Raw genomic sequence first — 14,499 nt, 5'->3', positions numbered from 1 at the left:
GCCCCTCCGGGATGGTCAGAGCGCGCGCGCCAAACGGCCGAGCGCATCCTCCATCGTGTCATTGTCATAAACCAGGGCGATGCGCAGATAGGGCGCGCCGGGATTGACCCCGTTCGCGTCCGGCACCGCCATATAGCCGCCGGGCAGGCTGCGGATCGCCGCCTCCTTCCACAGCCGCGCGCAGGCCGCCTCGCCATCGCCGACATTGAGCCACAGGAAGAACCCCGCCTGCGGCCGGAAATAGCCTGCCTTGCCGTCCAGCAGCCGGGTCGCGATATCGAAGTTGCGGCGATACATCGCCTGATTTTCGCGGACATGCGCCTCATCGCGCCACAGCGCCGTGGCGGCGGCCACCAGCGGCAGCGGCATCGGCGTGCAGGCATAGCTGATGAGTTCGCCATAGCGCGCCATCACCTTGGCATCGCCGGCGATGAAGCCGGCGCGCAGGCCCGGCGCCGAGGAGCGCTTGGACAGCGAATGGAACACCACGACATTATCCATCGGCGTGCCGTTCGGCCCATCGCCCAGCGCCGCACAGGCCTCCAGCGCGCCGGTCGGCGGCAGCGCGTCATAGATTTCCGCGTAGCATTCATCGACCGCCAGCACGAAATCATGCTCGCGCGCCAGCTTGATCCATCTCTTCAGATAGGCGATGTCCGCCACCGTGCCCTGCGGGTTGGACGGGGTGCACAGGTAACAGAGCGCAGTGCGCTCCAGCACATCCTTCGACACACTCTCCGGATCGGGCAGGAAGTTGGTGGCCGCGGTCGCCGGCAGATAGACCGTCTCGGCGTTCGCCGCCAGCGCCGCGCCGCGATAGACGTGATAGGAGGGGCTGGGCACCAGCACCACCGGCTTGCCGCCGCCCTTGGCCGCCGGAATCGTCACCAGCGCCAGCATGAACAGCGGCTCGCGCGAGCCCGGCACCGGCACCACATTGCGGTCGGGATCGACGAAGCCGGCGGGCAGCTTGTAGCGCATCGTCAGCCAGTCGGCGACAGCCTGGCGATAGGCCGGCGTCGCCAGGGCTGGCGGATATTTGTTCCAGAGATGGCCATTCTCCGCGATCACCTCGTTGATGAAGGCGGGCGGCTGATTTTGCGGCTCACCCACCGACAGCAGCAGCGGCGCGTCGTTGCTGACCGGCTTGATCGGGTCGAGCAGCGTGCTCAGCTTGCGGAACGGATAATCGGCAAGAGCGTCCAACCGGTCGTTGATCATCGCGGTGCCCAGTAAAGCGGTGCCTAACAAAATGGCAAAAGGGGGCTACCATCCCGGTAATCCCTCCAAACGCACTATACCGGCGAAAAAGGTAAAGACAATACAGAAGGCTAAGCCAGTTCGTTGAGTCCTGATGTTAGCTTCTGGCGGAAGCCAAGAAAAAGCCCGGACGGAATCGACCGCCCGGGCCAGTTTCTTCTCGGCTTGAGCGAAGCCCAGCCGAGGGCTTAGAGCCGGGGGCTTAGCTCCGGCCGAACTCCGGATAGGCTTCGAGGCCCAGCTCCGCCTTGTCGAGGCCGAGTGCTTCTTCCTCTTCGCTGACCCGGATGCCCATGGTGAATTTCAGCACCAGCCAGAGGATAGCGCTGGTCACGATCATGAACACGGCGATCGCCACGATGCCGATCACCTGGGTCACCAGGCTGCCGCCACCGAAGATGCCGACCGCCAGCGTCCCCCAGATGCCGCACACAAGGTGGGCCGGGATCGCGCCAACCACGTCATCGACCTTCAGCTTGTCGAGCAGCGGCACCGTGACCACCACCAGGATACCGCCGATGGCACCGACGATGATCGACAGGAAGTGGTGCGTCAGGTCCGGACCGGCGGTGATCGACACCAGGCCGCCGATGGCGCCGTTCAACGCCATGGTGAGGTCGATCTTGCCATACAGGATCTGCGTCAGCAGGCAGGCCGCCATCACGCCGCCGCAGGCCGCGAGGTTGGTGTTGGAGAACACGATGGCCATCGCCGTGGCATCCAGCGCCGAACCCAGCGCCAGCTGCGAGCCGCCATTGAAGCCGAACCAGCCCAGCCACAGCACGAAGGTGCCCAGCGTGGCCAGCGGCAGGTTGGCGCCCGGCAGCGGGGTGACCCGGCCATCGGCCGCGTACTTGCCCTTGCGCGCACCGAGGATGATGGCGCCGGTCAGGGCCGCCCAGCCACCCACGGAGTGGACGATGGTGGAGCCGGCAAAGTCGCTGAAGCCCATCTCGCTGAGCCAGCCACCGCCCCAGGTCCACGAGCCCTGGATCGGGTAGAGAATCGCCGTCAGCACGACGACGAAGATGATGAACGGCCAGAATTTGATGCGCTCGGCCAGCGTGCCCGAGACGATAGAGGCCGCGGTGGCGACGAACACCATCTGGAAGAACCAGTCGGACATCACCGAATAACCGTTATCGACCACGGCGGCGACCTGTTCGGCCGTCGCCTCGTCGGCACCGAGCAGCGCCAGTTCCGCGTCGGACGAGTTGTAGAACAGCGCGAAGGAACCGATCCAGCCGCTGACATCCGTGTACATCAGGCTGTAGCCGACCAGGTAATACATGATACCGGCGACCGAATAGAGCGTGATGTTCTTCAGGCAGATCGCGGCCGTATTCTTGGACCGCACCAGCCCCGATTCCAGCATCGCGAAGCCGGCGGCCATCCACATGACCAGCGCGCCGCACACCAGGAACGAAAACGTGTTGAAGACGAATGCCGTTTCCGCCGAGACCTCGGCGGCGGCGGGTGTCGCCGTCAGCGCTACCGGAACAGCGACCAGAGCCGCCAGCCCGACCCCCCTGCTCAGCTTTGCAGCGAGCCTATTGAACCCCATCATCATTGCCTCCTCCGCAATCCTTAAAGCGCGTCCGCGTCGGTTTCGCCGGTGCGGATGCGGATCGCCCGCGCCACGTCCAGCACGAAGATCTTGCCGTCGCCGATCCGGCCGGTATTGGCCGCTTTCTGGATCGATTCGACGACGGATTCGGCGAGATCGTCGGAAACCACCAACTCGATCTTCACCTTCGGCAGGAAATTCACGGCATATTCGGCGCCGCGATAGATTTCGGTCTGTCCCTTCTGACGCCCAAAGCCCTTCACTTCACTCACAGTGAGGCCCTGGATGCCCAGCTCGGTCAGCGCTTCGCGCACTTCGTCGAGCTTGAAGGGCTTGATGATCGCCATAATCAGCTTCATGTCGCCCGCTCCCCTTCCTTCCGGGTGTACCATCAGCCCGCAGACGCGGGTCTGACGGGACTAACTCAAGAAGCATGCCGTTTATGATGCGGTGATGAGATACCAGCGATTCCGGGCGACTCCGCTGTCATCAACCCGTCATGATCAGCAACGCATCGCTGTTTTGCCTATTTTTTGTGCGTATTTTGCCGACGGTGACTAATATTTAACCCCCTCGCCGCGACATCGCGCCTCTGGACAGGGTGCCGGTCCCGGACCAGAGTCACTGGCAGGATCTGTCGGCGGGCCGAAACCAGGCCGAAACCAGAGAGCATCGGGCATGAGCGCACAGCAAAACGAGACCGGCATGCGAATCGAAACCGACATACTGATCGTCGGCGGCGGCCTGGTCGGGCTGACGCTGGGCCGGGCGCTGGCGCTGAAAGGCATACGCAGCGTGGCAGTGGACCGCGAGCCCGCCGAGAGTCAGACCGATGCCGCCTATGACGGGCGCGGATCGGCCATCGCGCTGGGGTCAAAGCAGTTGCTGGACCGCATCGGTCTATGGGACCGCATCGTGCCGGAGGCCGGTCCAATCCTCGACATCAGGGTATCCGACGGCGATTCCCGCCTGTTCCTGCATTACGACCACCGCGAGGTCGGCGACCAGCCGATGGGCTGGATCGTCGAGAATACCGTGACTCGCCGCGCCTTGTTCGATGGTCTTGCCGAGGTGCCGGGCCTGACCCTGCTGGCGCCGATGAATGTGGCGACGCTGGAGCGCCGGCAAGATGGCGTGGCCGCGACGCTGGCCGATGGCCGCATTGTCTCCGCACGCCTCGCCATCGCCGCCGATGGCCGCGGCTCCCGGCTGCGCGAGGAGGCCGGCATCAAGGTCACGCGCTGGAGCTACGGCCAGACCGGCATCGTGTGTTCGGTGTCAATGGAACGGCCACACCGCAATATCGCGCATGAGCGCTTCCTGCCGGCCGGACCCTTCGCGCTGCTGCCGATGACCGGCATTCCGGGCCATCCGAACCGGGCCTCCATCGTCTGGACCGAGCGCGACGATCTGGTGCCGCAGATGCTGGCGCTGGACGATGATGCCTTCAGCGCCGAGATGAACCGGCGGTTCGGCGATTATTGCGGCAGGCTGACACTGCTCGGCCGGCGCTGGCACTATCCGCTGTCGCTGCTGCTGGCGGAACGCATGACCGACCGCCGGCTGGCGCTGGTCGGCGATGCCGCGCACGGCATCCATCCGATTGCCGGGCAGGGCCTCAATCTTGGCCTGCGCGACGTCGAGGTGCTGGTCGAGCTGCTGGCCGAAGCGCAAGGGCTTGGCCTCGATCTCGGTTCGGCGGCGCTGCTGGCCGATTATGACCGGCGGCGGCGGGTCGATACGATGACGCTGGTCGCCGCGACGGACGGGCTAAACCGGCTGTTCTCGAACGATATCGCCCCGGTCCGGCTGGCCCGCCGGCTGGGCCTCGCCGCCGTCAACCAGCTGCCGCCGCTGAAGCGGCTGTTCATGCGCCACGCCATGGGCACAATCGGCGGCTGAAGCCGCTCAGGAGCGCCGCTTCGGCTCGCGCGACAGGCCGAGCTTCTCGAGCTCCGCCAGATATTTCGCCCACAGCTCATCCTGACGCTCGCCCAGTTCGTAGAGATAGCGCCAGGAAAAGATGCCGCTGTCGTGCAGATCGTCGAACTTGATGCGGATGGCGTAATTGCCAACCGGCTCCAGCCCCATGATGCCGACATGGGCGCGGCCGTGAACGGTCTTCTTCTGGCCGGCGCCATGGCCCTGCACCTCGGCCGACGGGCTTTCAACACGCAGATATTCCGCCGGCAGGCGAAAGCTCCGGCCATTGTCGAAGCTGATTTCCAGCAGCTTCTCGGCCTTCTTCAGCGTGACCTCGGTCGGCCAGTGCGCGGTATCGAATTCCTCGCTCATCGGCGCTTCAGTTCCGTATCGTCGAGCTGCCGCGCCTCATCGACCAGCATGATCGGGATGCCGTCGCGGATCGGATAGGCGAGCCGCGCCTGGTCGCTGATGAGTTCCTGCCGGGCCGCGTCGTAGCGCAGCGGACCCTTGGTCAGCGGACAGACCAGGATTTCCAGCAATTTCGGATCGACGCTTCCTGTGGCCCCATCTCGCCCTGTGGCCTTGGCCTGGCCAGCCTCATGTTCCGTCACGTGCAGCCTCTTTCGTCAGTGCCGTGTTCATCAATCAGTGCCGGGCCGTATCGCCGCTGCCGCGCTCGGCAACGGCCATCTCGATCAGCGTGTGGATGACACGCGCCCGGTCTGCCAGGGTCGGCGCCTCCAGCAGCGCCTGCTTTTCGGTCGGCGCGAAGGGGCAGATCATCGCCAGCGAGGTGATCAACCGCTCGTCCGGCGCCTCCTTGATGGTCGCCCAGTCGGCCTGAATGCCGTAGAGCCGGAAATAATGCGCCAGCGTCGATTCGAAATCGTCGCGGCGCAGCCCGGAGGGGGCCGCCATCTCACGGTCGGCGGCATAGCCGCTCCAATCGACCCGCACGCTACGATAGCCCTGCTTCAAAGGCAGCTCTTCCTGCACCTGGAACCGGCAGAAGCCGGTCAGGGTAATGAGGTAGCGGCCATCGTCGGTCTCCGCGAAGGCCGTGAGCCGACCGGCGCAGCCCACCGGATAGATCTCCGCCGCGCCGGAATCGCGCGCACCGGCATCGCCTGCCTTATGCCCATCGGGGCCGGGTTTCGGCTGCACCATGCCGATCAGCCGGTCACCCGCCAGCGCATCGCGGGTCATCGCCAGATAGCGTGGCTCGAAGATGTTCAGCGGCAGGCGCCCGCGCGGCAACAGCAGCACGCCCGACAGCGGAAAAATTGGCAGGGTCTGCGGTAATTCGTCGAACTTTGGGTCGAAGGGCGATTCGGTCATGCAAACAATATGGAGGACAAGGCCCGCCGCGACGAGAGCGTGACCTCATCTTTCGGTCCCCAGGCCTCGAAAAACTTCAGCAGCTGGGTGCGCGCGGCCTCGTCGTTCCAGGCGCGATTGCGGCGGATGATCTCCAGCAATGCCCCGGCGGCCGCCTCGTTGTCGCCGGTGGCGTAATACGCCATCGCCAGTTTGAAGCGGCTGTCATGATCGGCTGGATTCTGCGCCAGCAGCGCCTCCAGCTGAACCAGCTCGCCGGCCGCGGCCTGGGCTTCCTCGGCCAGCTCCAGCGCCTGACGCGCGCTCTCGACCTCGGCGCTTTTCGTCACTTCTTCCGGCAAATCAGCCAGCAGGGCCTTGGCCTGGTCGATCTGTCCGGCGCCAATCAGCGCGCGCAACAGGCCGGCGATCGCCGGCAGACTTTCCGGATCGTGCTGCAGGATGCGCGAATACAGCGCCGCGGCATTCTGGAAATCGTCCGTGGCCAGCAATTCCGCCGCCTGATCGAGCGCCGCCTGCACGGCCTCGGCCTCGCCGCCACCCGCGCCGGCGGCATCGACCAGCCGCTTCACGAACTCCTTCACCTGGCTTTCCGGCAATGCCCCCTGAAAGGCATCGACCGGACGGCCCTGGAAGAAGGCATAGACGGTCGGAATCGACTGCACGCGCAGCTGTGCGGCGACCTCCTGATTCTCGTCCACATTGATCTTCACCATGCGGACCGCGCCCTTGGCCTCCGCCACCGCCTTCTCCAGCGCCGGGCCGAGTTGCCGGCAGGGGCCGCACCACGGCGCCCAGAAATCGACAATCACCGGCTGCTGCTGCGAGGCCTCGACGACATCCGCCATGAAGCTCGCCGTCGTGGTGTCCTTGACGTAGGGGCTCTGCGTGCCGCCGCCGGATGCGGGCTTAGGGCCGCCGCCGATCAGAAAATCCATCGGTATTCACCGTTATTGACCGTGTTTGCTGGTGGGGCGGACATGCGTGCAATCGGAAGCACCGGCCGCCGGATCGCAGCAAATGTGGCGGCAATACGCGCCGGATACAAGCCGCGAAAGCCGCATGGCGGCCCCATACCGCACGCAGCTTGTGCAGACGGCTATTCCTCCAGATCGAGGATCGCCGGATCATGGCCGGTGTCACGCAGGAAGGCCAGCAGCCCCTCCGGGCTGAGCGCGATGGTACGGTCATTCACCAGCGGATGATAATTCAGCGGGTCATGCGCCAGCATGCCCTTGTCGAGCACCAGATTCACCTGGCCGGCCTTGTCGTTGACCAGCGCCAGGGGCGTCACCGCGCCCGGCCGCACACCCAGCACCTGCCACAGCCGCTCGGCACTGCCGAAGGACAGCCGCGCCGCGCCGATCTTCTTGTCCAGCGCTTTCAGGTCGATTGGCCGGTCCTCCAGCGCCACCACCAGCCAGTACTGGCCCTTCTTGTCCTTCAGGAACAGGTTCTTGCAGTGCCCGCCCGGCAGTTCGCCGCGCAGCGCCTTCGAATCCTCCACCGTGAACAAAGGCGGATGCCGGTGTTCCGTATAGGCGACGCCGAGTGCGTCCAGCCGCGCCAGCAGCGCGTCAGCCGTGGTTGGGGCAATCGCCGCCATCGCCCCGTCGTCCTTCGCCTTATCGTCTTGAGATTGCTCCATCATGGCCAGCAGCCTAACGAACCGGCGGAGAAGAACTCAACCGGAAAGATCGGCCGAAAGCGGCCCTTCATGCGGCTTGGAATTTTTCCGCGATTCACCGCTTGCAAAGGAGATCGCAATGGGTATTATCGCGGCCTCGCCACGGCCTGACGGTCGGGACGTACCCAATGCGGGCGTAGCTCAGGGGTAGAGCACAACCTTGCCAAGGTTGGGGTCGTGAGTTCGAATCTCATCGCCCGCTCCAATAGAGGCGCGAAAGCGCAACGAAAAGGCCGCTGACTCAGCGGCCTTTTTCATGCCCTCCGCCTTCGTGCCCATACTTCCCCACCATGATACCCCACCAGCCCTCCGGCATTACGCTGGCGCGCAGGCGCCAATCAAGCTTCTGCTCATATTTTCGCCACTTGCCGATTTCTTGCGCTTTTTTTGGCCTTTTAAATAACCATGGCCTCTGTTCTGTAGTCAGAACTCCATACTTTCCCGGCTACTTGGTAAAAACCGGAATTGGCCTGTATATTGCAGAAATACGGCAACGCATAAGGCGTCAAACCCGACGCGACTGCCCGGAAGACCGGGATTACGGGTCGGGAAACAGGGGCAATCGAAGCAAGAGGCATAGCAAATGAAGCAATTGCTTTTGGGCAGCACCGCCTTGGTGGCGGCGGGGACGGCGATGGGGGCAATGGCGCAGCCGGCTCTGGCATCCGATCCGATCAAGCTGTCGGTGAACGGCTATTACAGCAATGTGGTGACCTATTCCGACCAGGATGGCAGCGCGACCGATTTCAAGAAAGTCGCCTTCCGGCATGAGGGCGAGGTCCAGTTCAATGGCGAAACCAAGCTGGACAACGGCCTGACCGTCGGCTTCCTGGCCAATCTGGAAATCGTGAACACCGGTTCGACCAACGGCCCGACCGACGAAGTCTTCATGTATTTCGAAGGCGGCTTCGGCAAGGTGCAGCTCGGCTCCAAGGAGACCGCAGCCTATCTGATGCATTATCAGGCGCCCTATGTCGGCATCGGCGTGAACACGCCGGACATCGCGCCCTACGAAAATAACGGCGCGCCGACCTCGACCTATCTGGTGCAAACCAACGACGCCAACAAGATCACCTATTTCACCCCGCAGTTCAGCGGCTTCCAGCTCGGCCTGTCCTACGTGCCGGACACCACCAACACCGATGGCAACACCCAGGGCTTCGGCGTTCTGCCCAAGGGCGGGATCGGCGAGCAGGAGGACTGGGTCAGCCTGGCGGCCGCCTATACCCGGGAAGTCGGCGGGGTGGAGCTTGGCCTGTCGGCCGGCTATGAGTTCGCCAGCCTCGGCGGGAACGACGGTGCGGGCACCTTCGATGACTTCAAGGGCTATTCCTTCGGCGCCAATGTCGGCTTCTCCGGCTTCACCGTCGGCGGCTCCTACGCCAAATTCAACAACGGCCTGTCCGGCGACAATGACAGCAAGGCCTGGGATCTGGGCGTAATCTACGAGACCGGCCCCTGGGGCTTCGGCCTGACCTACTTCAACGGCGATAATGAGGGCAGCAACGCCGAAGCGAAGCTGTTCGACATTGCCGCCTCCTATACCGTCAATGACGGCATCAAATTCGCCGGCGGCTTTATCCTCGGCGATTTCGATCCCGCCCCGGCAAGCGGCGCCGACGACAAGGCGGTTGCCGTCTATTTCGGCACGTTCCTGACCTTCTGATCCGCATCCCCCCTATTTGCGGAGGAGACGGCCGGCGCCTGACAGCGCCGGCCGTTTCTTTTTGTTTTCCGCCTTGTCCCTTCTTTGTGCCCGCGGATTGCGCTAGTTTTTGGTTAAAGATTGCGCAGGGCCGGAGACAGCATCGACCCGCACCGGCGATCCAAGGGGGAGAAGGTCATGCTCGGCAAACTCGAGACCCGCAAGCAGGAAGCCATCGACGCCGTTATCCGGCTGGCACGGCAACGTCTTTCGCCCGGGCAGAGCGAGGCGCTGGAAACCTTCGTCCGGCTGTTCTACGCGCATGTGCCGCCCGACGACATACTGGACCGCGATACGGAGAATCTGCTCGGCGCCGTGCTCTCGACCTGGAGCTTCGTCGCACAACGCCCCGCCAATACGCCGAAAGTTCGCGCCTTCGCCCCCACCTTCGAGGCAAATGGCTGGCACTCGCTGCACAGCGCCATCGAGATCGTCAATGACGACATGCCGTTCCTCGTCGATTCGGTCACGGCGGAACTCAGCCGCCACGGCATGACCGTGCATCTCGTCATCCACCCGATCGCCCGCGTCCGCCGCGACGAAACCGGCAAGATGATCGAATTGTTGCCGCCGGACGCCGAGGCAAAAGACGGTATCGGGGATAGCCGGCTGGAATCGATCATGCACATCGAGGCCTCCGAACAATCGGACCTGGCGGCATTGGAGCATATCGAGGAGCGGCTGGCCGGCATTCTGTCCGATGTGCGCGCGGCGGTGGAGGACTGGCGCAAGATGCGCGCCGCCGTGCTGACCGAGGTGGAGAGCATCGAAAAAGCGCCGCCAGCCAATCTGGCCGCCGACGAGCTGGCCGAGGCCTGCGCCTTCCTGCGCTGGATGGAAGCGGATCACTTCACCTTCCTGGGATACCGCGAATATGGCTATACGGGCCGCGGCAAGCAGGCCAAGCGCGAGGTGGTGCCTGATACCGGACTCGGCATCCTGCGCGACCCCGAGGTGCAGGTGTTCGACGGCATGCGCGAGCTGGGCCAGCTGCCCGACGATGTGCGCGACTATCTGCTGACGCCAACCATCCTGGACGTGGTGAAGACCAACCGGCTGGCCACGGTGCATCGCCCGGTGCATATGGATTCCATCGCCGTCAAGAAATTCGATGCCGCCGGCAAGGTGATTGGCGAGCGGCGCTTCGTCGGCCTGTTCACCTCGGTCGCCTACAATCAATCTCCAACCAGCATTCCGCTGCTGCGCCTGAAGGTCGCGCGCATCCTGGCGCGCGCCGGCTTCCCGCCGGCCAGCCATGATGGCAAGGCGCTGGTCAACATTCTGGAGACCTTCCCGCGCGACGAACTGTTCCAGATCAATGATGACGAGCTGTTCGAGATGACGCTCGGCATCCTGCATCTGCAGGAACGCCAGCGCACCGCGCTGTTTGTCCGCCGCGACGCCTTCGAGCGCCACATCTCCTGCCTGGTCTATGTGCCGCGCGACAATTTCAACACCGACCTCAGGCTGAAGATCCAGGCGCTGCTGGAAAAGAGCTTCAACGGCACGCTTGCCGCCTTCTACACCCAGCTCTCCGATTCCGTGCTGGCGCGGGTTCATTACATTATCAAAACGACCCGGGGCGAAATTCCGTCCTACGACGTAAAGGAACTGGAAGCGCAGATCGTCGAGGCCGGGCGATCCTGGACCGACCGGCTGTCCGAAGCCCTGATCGAGGCCAAGGGCGAGGAGCGCGGTATGGCGCTGTTCAAGACCTACGGGCGCGCCTTCCCGATCGGCTACACGGAATATTTCAACGCCCAGTCCGCCCTGCTCGACATCGACCGCATCGAAGCGCTGCGCGGCGACCGCAACCTCGTCATGAATCTCTACCGGCCGATCGGCGCGGCGGAGCATGAGGTTCACTTCAAGGTCTATCGCACCGGCCAGCCGGTGCCGCTGTCGGATATTCTGCCGATGCTGGAGAATATGGGGCTGCGGGCGATCAGCGAGGTGCCGTTCGAGATCGAACCGGCCGGATTCGGCTCCTCAATCTGGGTGCATGATTTCCATCTGCACGCAGCCGATGCAATCGCTATCGACCTCACGCGCGCCAAGCAGAAGTTCCAGGATGCCTTTGCCGCCGTCTGGGATGGCGAGACGGAAGACGACGCCTTCAACCGGCTGGTCCTGCGCGGCGGGCTGAGTGCGCGCGAAGCCGCGATCATCCGGGCCTACGCCAAATATCTGCGCCAGACCGGCTTCACCTTCAGCCAGGATTATATCGAGCAGACTCTGGCGAAATACGCCGACATCGCCCGGCTGGTGGTGGCGCTGTTCACAGCCCGCTTCGATCCCGCGAACCGCAAGGATGCCGACGTCCGCGAGGGCGGCATCCTGGTCGAGATCGAACACGCGTTGGACGCGGTTTCCAGCCTGGATGAGGACCGCATCCTGCGGCGCTTCGTGAATCTGGTGATGGCGACCTTGCGTACCAACGCCTTCCAGAAAGGTGCGGACGGGCGTCCGAAACCCTACCTTTCCTTCAAGCTGGACAGCCAGCGCATCGACGAGCTGCCGCTGCCCCGCCCGATGGTCGAGATCTGGGTCTATTCGCCGCGTGTCGAGGCGGTGCATCTGCGCGGCGGCAAGGTGGCGCGCGGCGGAATCCGCTGGTCCGACCGCAAGGAGGATTTCCGCACCGAGGTGCTGGGGCTGATGAAGGCGCAGATGGTGAAGAACGCCGTCATCGTGCCGGTCGGCTCCAAGGGCGGCTTCGTGGTGAAACGTCCGCCCGCCGAGGGGGGGCGCGAGGCGCTGATGGAAGAGGTCATCGCCTGCTACAAGACCTTCATGTGCGGCATGCTGGACATCACCGACAATGTCGCCGGGTCCGACCTGCTGCCGCCGCCTGATGTGGTGCGGCTGGACGAGGACGACCCCTATCTGGTCGTCGCCGCCGACAAGGGCACGGCCACCTTCTCCGACATCGCCAATTCGGTTTCCATCGACTATGGCTTCTGGCTGCATGACGCCTTCGCCTCGGGCGGCTCCGCCGGCTACGATCACAAGAAGATGGGCATCACCGCGCGCGGCGCCTGGGAAGGGGTCAGGCGGCATTTCCGCGAGCTGGGCCGCGATATCCAGGCCGAGGATTTCTCCGTGACCGGCGTCGGCGACATGTCCGGCGACGTGTTCGGCAACGGCATGCTGCTGTCCCGGCATATCAAGCTGATCGCCGCCTTCAACCATCTGCACATCTTCATCGACCCCACCCCCGACCCGGCCACAAGCTTTGCCGAGCGCCAGCGGCTGTTCGATCTGCCGCGCTCCAGCTGGGCGGACTACGACCCCAAGGTGCTCTCGAAGGGCGGGGCGGTGTTCGACCGCAAGGCGAAGTCGCTGAAGCTCTCGCCCGAGGCACGGAAAGCACTGGACATTGCCGAGGAGACCCTGACCCCCACCGCGCTGATGACCGCGATCCTGAAGGCCGAGGCCGATCTGCTGTGGTTCGGCGGTATCGGCAGCTATGTGAAGGCGCGCAGCGAGAGCCATGCCGATGCCGGCGACCGGGCCAATGACGCGATCCGCATCAACGGGCAGGACATCCGCGCCAAAGTGGTGGGCGAAGGCGCCAATCTCGGCATGACGCAACGCGGACGCATCGAATACGCCCTGTCCGGCGGGCGGCTGAACACCGACTTCATCGACAATTCCGCTGGCGTCGATTGTTCCGACCATGAGGTAAACATCAAGGTCCTGCTGGGCGGCGTGGTGCAGGCCGGCGACATGACCGAAAAGCAGCGCAACAAGCTGCTGGAACAGATGACGGAAGCGGTCGGCGAGCATGTGCTGCGGCACAATTACCTGCAGACCCAGGCGATCAGCATGGAACAGGCGCGCGGCGGCGATTTGCTGGACCTGCATGCCAGGCTGATGCGCCATCTGGAGCGCGCCGGCAAGCTGGACCGGGCCATCGAATTCCTGCCCGACGACGACACCATCGCCGACCGCGCGGCGGCCAATGCCGGCCTCACCCGGCCGGAACTGGCAATCCTGCTCTCCTACTCTAAGATCGCGCTCTATAACGACCTGCTGGCCTCCGATCTGCCGGATGACCCGCTGCTGGTCGAGGATCTGCTGCGCTATTTCCCGGAGCGGCTGCGCGTCCCCTACAAGGATTATATCGCCGGGCACAGGCTGCGCCGCGAGATCATCACCACCGTCACCACAAATTCGATGGTGAACCGGGTCGGCAGCGCCTTCGTCGATTCGATCCGCGAGAAGACCGGCCAGCCCGCCGTCGATATCGCGCGCGCCTACACGATCAGCCGTGAGGCGTTCAATTTGCGGGACCGCTGGGCCGAGATCGAGGCGCTGGACGGCAAGGCGCCGGCGGACGTCCAGATCGGCATGCTGCTGGAATATGGAAGGCTGGTCGAGCGGGCCACCTTGTGGTTCCTGGCGAACGCCGCCCGGCCGCTCGACATATCCGCCGAGACCGGCCGTTTCGGCCCCGGCATCGCCACCCTCTGCAAGGCACTCGACACGGCGATACCGGAAGCTGACACGGGTGCCCTGAAACAGCGCAAGGCCGAGCTGGAAAAGCACGGCGTCCCGGCATCGCTGGCCTCGGAGATCGTCGCCATCGACTATCTGCTGAGCGCGCCGGATATCGTGAAGATCGCCGAAATGGCGGGCAGCAAGACTGACATTGTCGATGTCGCCCGCATTTATTTCGCCGTCGGCACCCGCTTCGGTCTCGACTGGCTGCGCAATGCCGCCGACGGACTGTCGCTCGACAATCACTGGCAGAAGATCGCCGTGGACAGTGCGGTGGGCGATCTCTACAGCCATCAGGCACTGCTGACCCAGAGCGTACTCGCCACCACGGGAAAGACCGCCAAGGGCAATAGCGAGGACAAGATCGAAAGCTGGGTCTCCCAGAATCGCGCGGCGACGGACAAGGCCGCGCAGCTGCTGGCCGATTTCCGCAACACGCCGGGTGGCGTCGATCTCGCCATGCTGACTGTGGCGAACGCGCAGCTGCGCGCGTTGCTGCCCGCCTAGACGCTA

The 14,499-nt window shown here is 64.2% G+C and carries 11 protein-coding genes and 1 tRNA gene; 4 read left to right on the top strand and 8 right to left on the bottom strand.

From position 1 onward, the window contains the following. Positions 1-15: 15 nt before the first annotated feature. From BKM74_RS01190 to BKM74_RS01180, 3 genes are all read right to left on the bottom strand, one after another. Positions 16-1,221 (bottom strand): aminotransferase class I/II-fold pyridoxal phosphate-dependent enzyme, encoded by a 1,206-nt coding sequence (locus BKM74_RS01190; RefSeq protein ID WP_086463867.1) that lies wholly within the window; start codon positions 1,219-1,221, stop codon positions 16-18. Between the two features lie 241 nt (positions 1,222-1,462). Continuing rightward, complete coding sequence (amt, locus tag BKM74_RS01185; RefSeq protein ID WP_322096612.1) at positions 1,463-2,827, bottom strand: ammonium transporter; 1,365 nt, start codon at positions 2,825-2,827, stop codon at positions 1,463-1,465. Positions 2,828-2,847: 20 nt separating this feature from the next. Further along, the gene (locus tag BKM74_RS01180; RefSeq protein WP_008943274.1) at positions 2,848-3,186 is read right to left on the bottom strand and encodes a P-II family nitrogen regulator; all 339 of its coding nucleotides are present in this window, start codon (positions 3,184-3,186) and stop codon (positions 2,848-2,850) included. A 319-nt stretch (positions 3,187-3,505) separates the two neighbouring features. Here BKM74_RS01180 and BKM74_RS01175 point away from each other — a divergent pair, with 319 nt between their 5' ends. Further along, positions 3,506-4,729 carry a UbiH/UbiF/VisC/COQ6 family ubiquinone biosynthesis hydroxylase gene (locus BKM74_RS01175; protein WP_176342332.1) on the top strand — a complete coding sequence of 408 codons (1,224 nt, stop codon included), beginning with the start codon at positions 3,506-3,508 and terminating at the stop codon, positions 4,727-4,729. 6 nt (positions 4,730-4,735) lie between these two features. On the opposite strand, the gene BKM74_RS01170 is transcribed toward BKM74_RS01175, so the two are convergent. From BKM74_RS01170 to BKM74_RS01150, 5 genes are all read right to left on the bottom strand, one after another. Next, on the bottom strand, positions 4,736-5,122 hold the full coding sequence (locus tag BKM74_RS01170; RefSeq protein WP_086463865.1) for a gamma-butyrobetaine hydroxylase-like domain-containing protein: 387 nt from the start codon (positions 5,120-5,122) through the stop codon (positions 4,736-4,738). Continuing rightward, entirely contained in the window at positions 5,119-5,364 is a 246-nt protein-coding gene (locus BKM74_RS01165; protein ID WP_086463864.1) for a Trm112 family protein, read from the bottom strand. The genes BKM74_RS01170 and BKM74_RS01165 overlap by 4 nt, the downstream gene beginning before the upstream one ends. Positions 5,365-5,398: 34 nt before the next feature. Beyond that, positions 5,399-6,091, bottom strand: coding sequence for an LON peptidase substrate-binding domain-containing protein (locus BKM74_RS01160; protein ID WP_086463863.1), 693 nt, complete (start codon positions 6,089-6,091; stop codon positions 5,399-5,401). Then, on the bottom strand, positions 6,088-7,029 hold the full coding sequence (gene trxA / locus BKM74_RS01155) for a thioredoxin (RefSeq protein WP_086463862.1): 942 nt from the start codon (positions 7,027-7,029) through the stop codon (positions 6,088-6,090). Before trxA ends, BKM74_RS01160 begins: the two co-directional genes overlap by 4 nt. 161 nt (positions 7,030-7,190) lie before the next feature. Next, on the bottom strand, positions 7,191-7,742 hold the full coding sequence (locus tag BKM74_RS01150; RefSeq protein WP_086463861.1) for a prolyl-tRNA synthetase associated domain-containing protein: 552 nt from the start codon (positions 7,740-7,742) through the stop codon (positions 7,191-7,193). Between the two features lie 166 nt (positions 7,743-7,908). Here BKM74_RS01150 and BKM74_RS01145 point away from each other — a divergent pair. The 3 genes from BKM74_RS01145 to BKM74_RS01135 all read left to right on the top strand — a co-directional run bounded on the left by BKM74_RS01145 (position 7,909) and on the right by BKM74_RS01135 (position 14,493). Then, positions 7,909-7,983 (top strand) — tRNA-Gly (locus tag BKM74_RS01145). 378 nt (positions 7,984-8,361) lie between these two features. Beyond that, a complete protein-coding gene (locus tag BKM74_RS01140) occupies positions 8,362-9,444 on the top strand; it encodes a porin (RefSeq protein WP_086463860.1) in 1,083 nt (360 codons plus the stop codon). 177 nt (positions 9,445-9,621) lie between these two features. Further along, a complete protein-coding gene (locus BKM74_RS01135; protein ID WP_086463859.1) occupies positions 9,622-14,493 on the top strand; it encodes an NAD-glutamate dehydrogenase in 4,872 nt (1,623 codons plus the stop codon). Positions 14,494-14,499: the final 6 nt, after the last annotated feature.

This window comes from Oceanibaculum nanhaiense (assembly GCF_002148795.1).
GTDB classification, from domain to species: Bacteria; Pseudomonadota; Alphaproteobacteria; order Oceanibaculales; family Oceanibaculaceae; genus Oceanibaculum; species Oceanibaculum nanhaiense.
Note: the sequence above shows the minus strand (reverse complement) of the source record. Positions and strands in the feature narration are given on the sequence as shown.

Coding starts and splice junctions, on each gene's coding strand:
- BKM74_RS01190 (WP_086463867.1), bottom strand. CDS start 1,221: ATGATCAACGACCGGTTGGACGCTCTTGCCGATTATCCGTTCCGCAAG.
- BKM74_RS01180 (WP_008943274.1), bottom strand. CDS start 3,186: ATGAAGCTGATTATGGCGATCATCAAGCCCTTCAAGCTCGACGAAGTG.
- BKM74_RS01135 (WP_086463859.1), top strand. CDS start 9,622: ATGCTCGGCAAACTCGAGACCCGCAAGCAGGAAGCCATCGACGCCGTT.
- BKM74_RS01150 (WP_086463861.1), bottom strand. CDS start 7,742: ATGATGGAGCAATCTCAAGACGATAAGGCGAAGGACGACGGGGCGATG.
- BKM74_RS01160 (WP_086463863.1), bottom strand. CDS start 6,091: ATGACCGAATCGCCCTTCGACCCAAAGTTCGACGAATTACCGCAGACC.
- BKM74_RS01170 (WP_086463865.1), bottom strand. CDS start 5,122: ATGAGCGAGGAATTCGATACCGCGCACTGGCCGACCGAGGTCACGCTG.
- amt (WP_322096612.1), bottom strand. CDS start 2,827: ATGATGGGGTTCAATAGGCTCGCTGCAAAGCTGAGCAGGGGGGTCGGG.
- trxA (WP_086463862.1), bottom strand. CDS start 7,029: ATGGATTTTCTGATCGGCGGCGGCCCTAAGCCCGCATCCGGCGGCGGC.
- BKM74_RS01175 (WP_176342332.1), top strand. CDS start 3,506: ATGAGCGCACAGCAAAACGAGACCGGCATGCGAATCGAAACCGACATA.
- BKM74_RS01140 (WP_086463860.1), top strand. CDS start 8,362: ATGAAGCAATTGCTTTTGGGCAGCACCGCCTTGGTGGCGGCGGGGACG.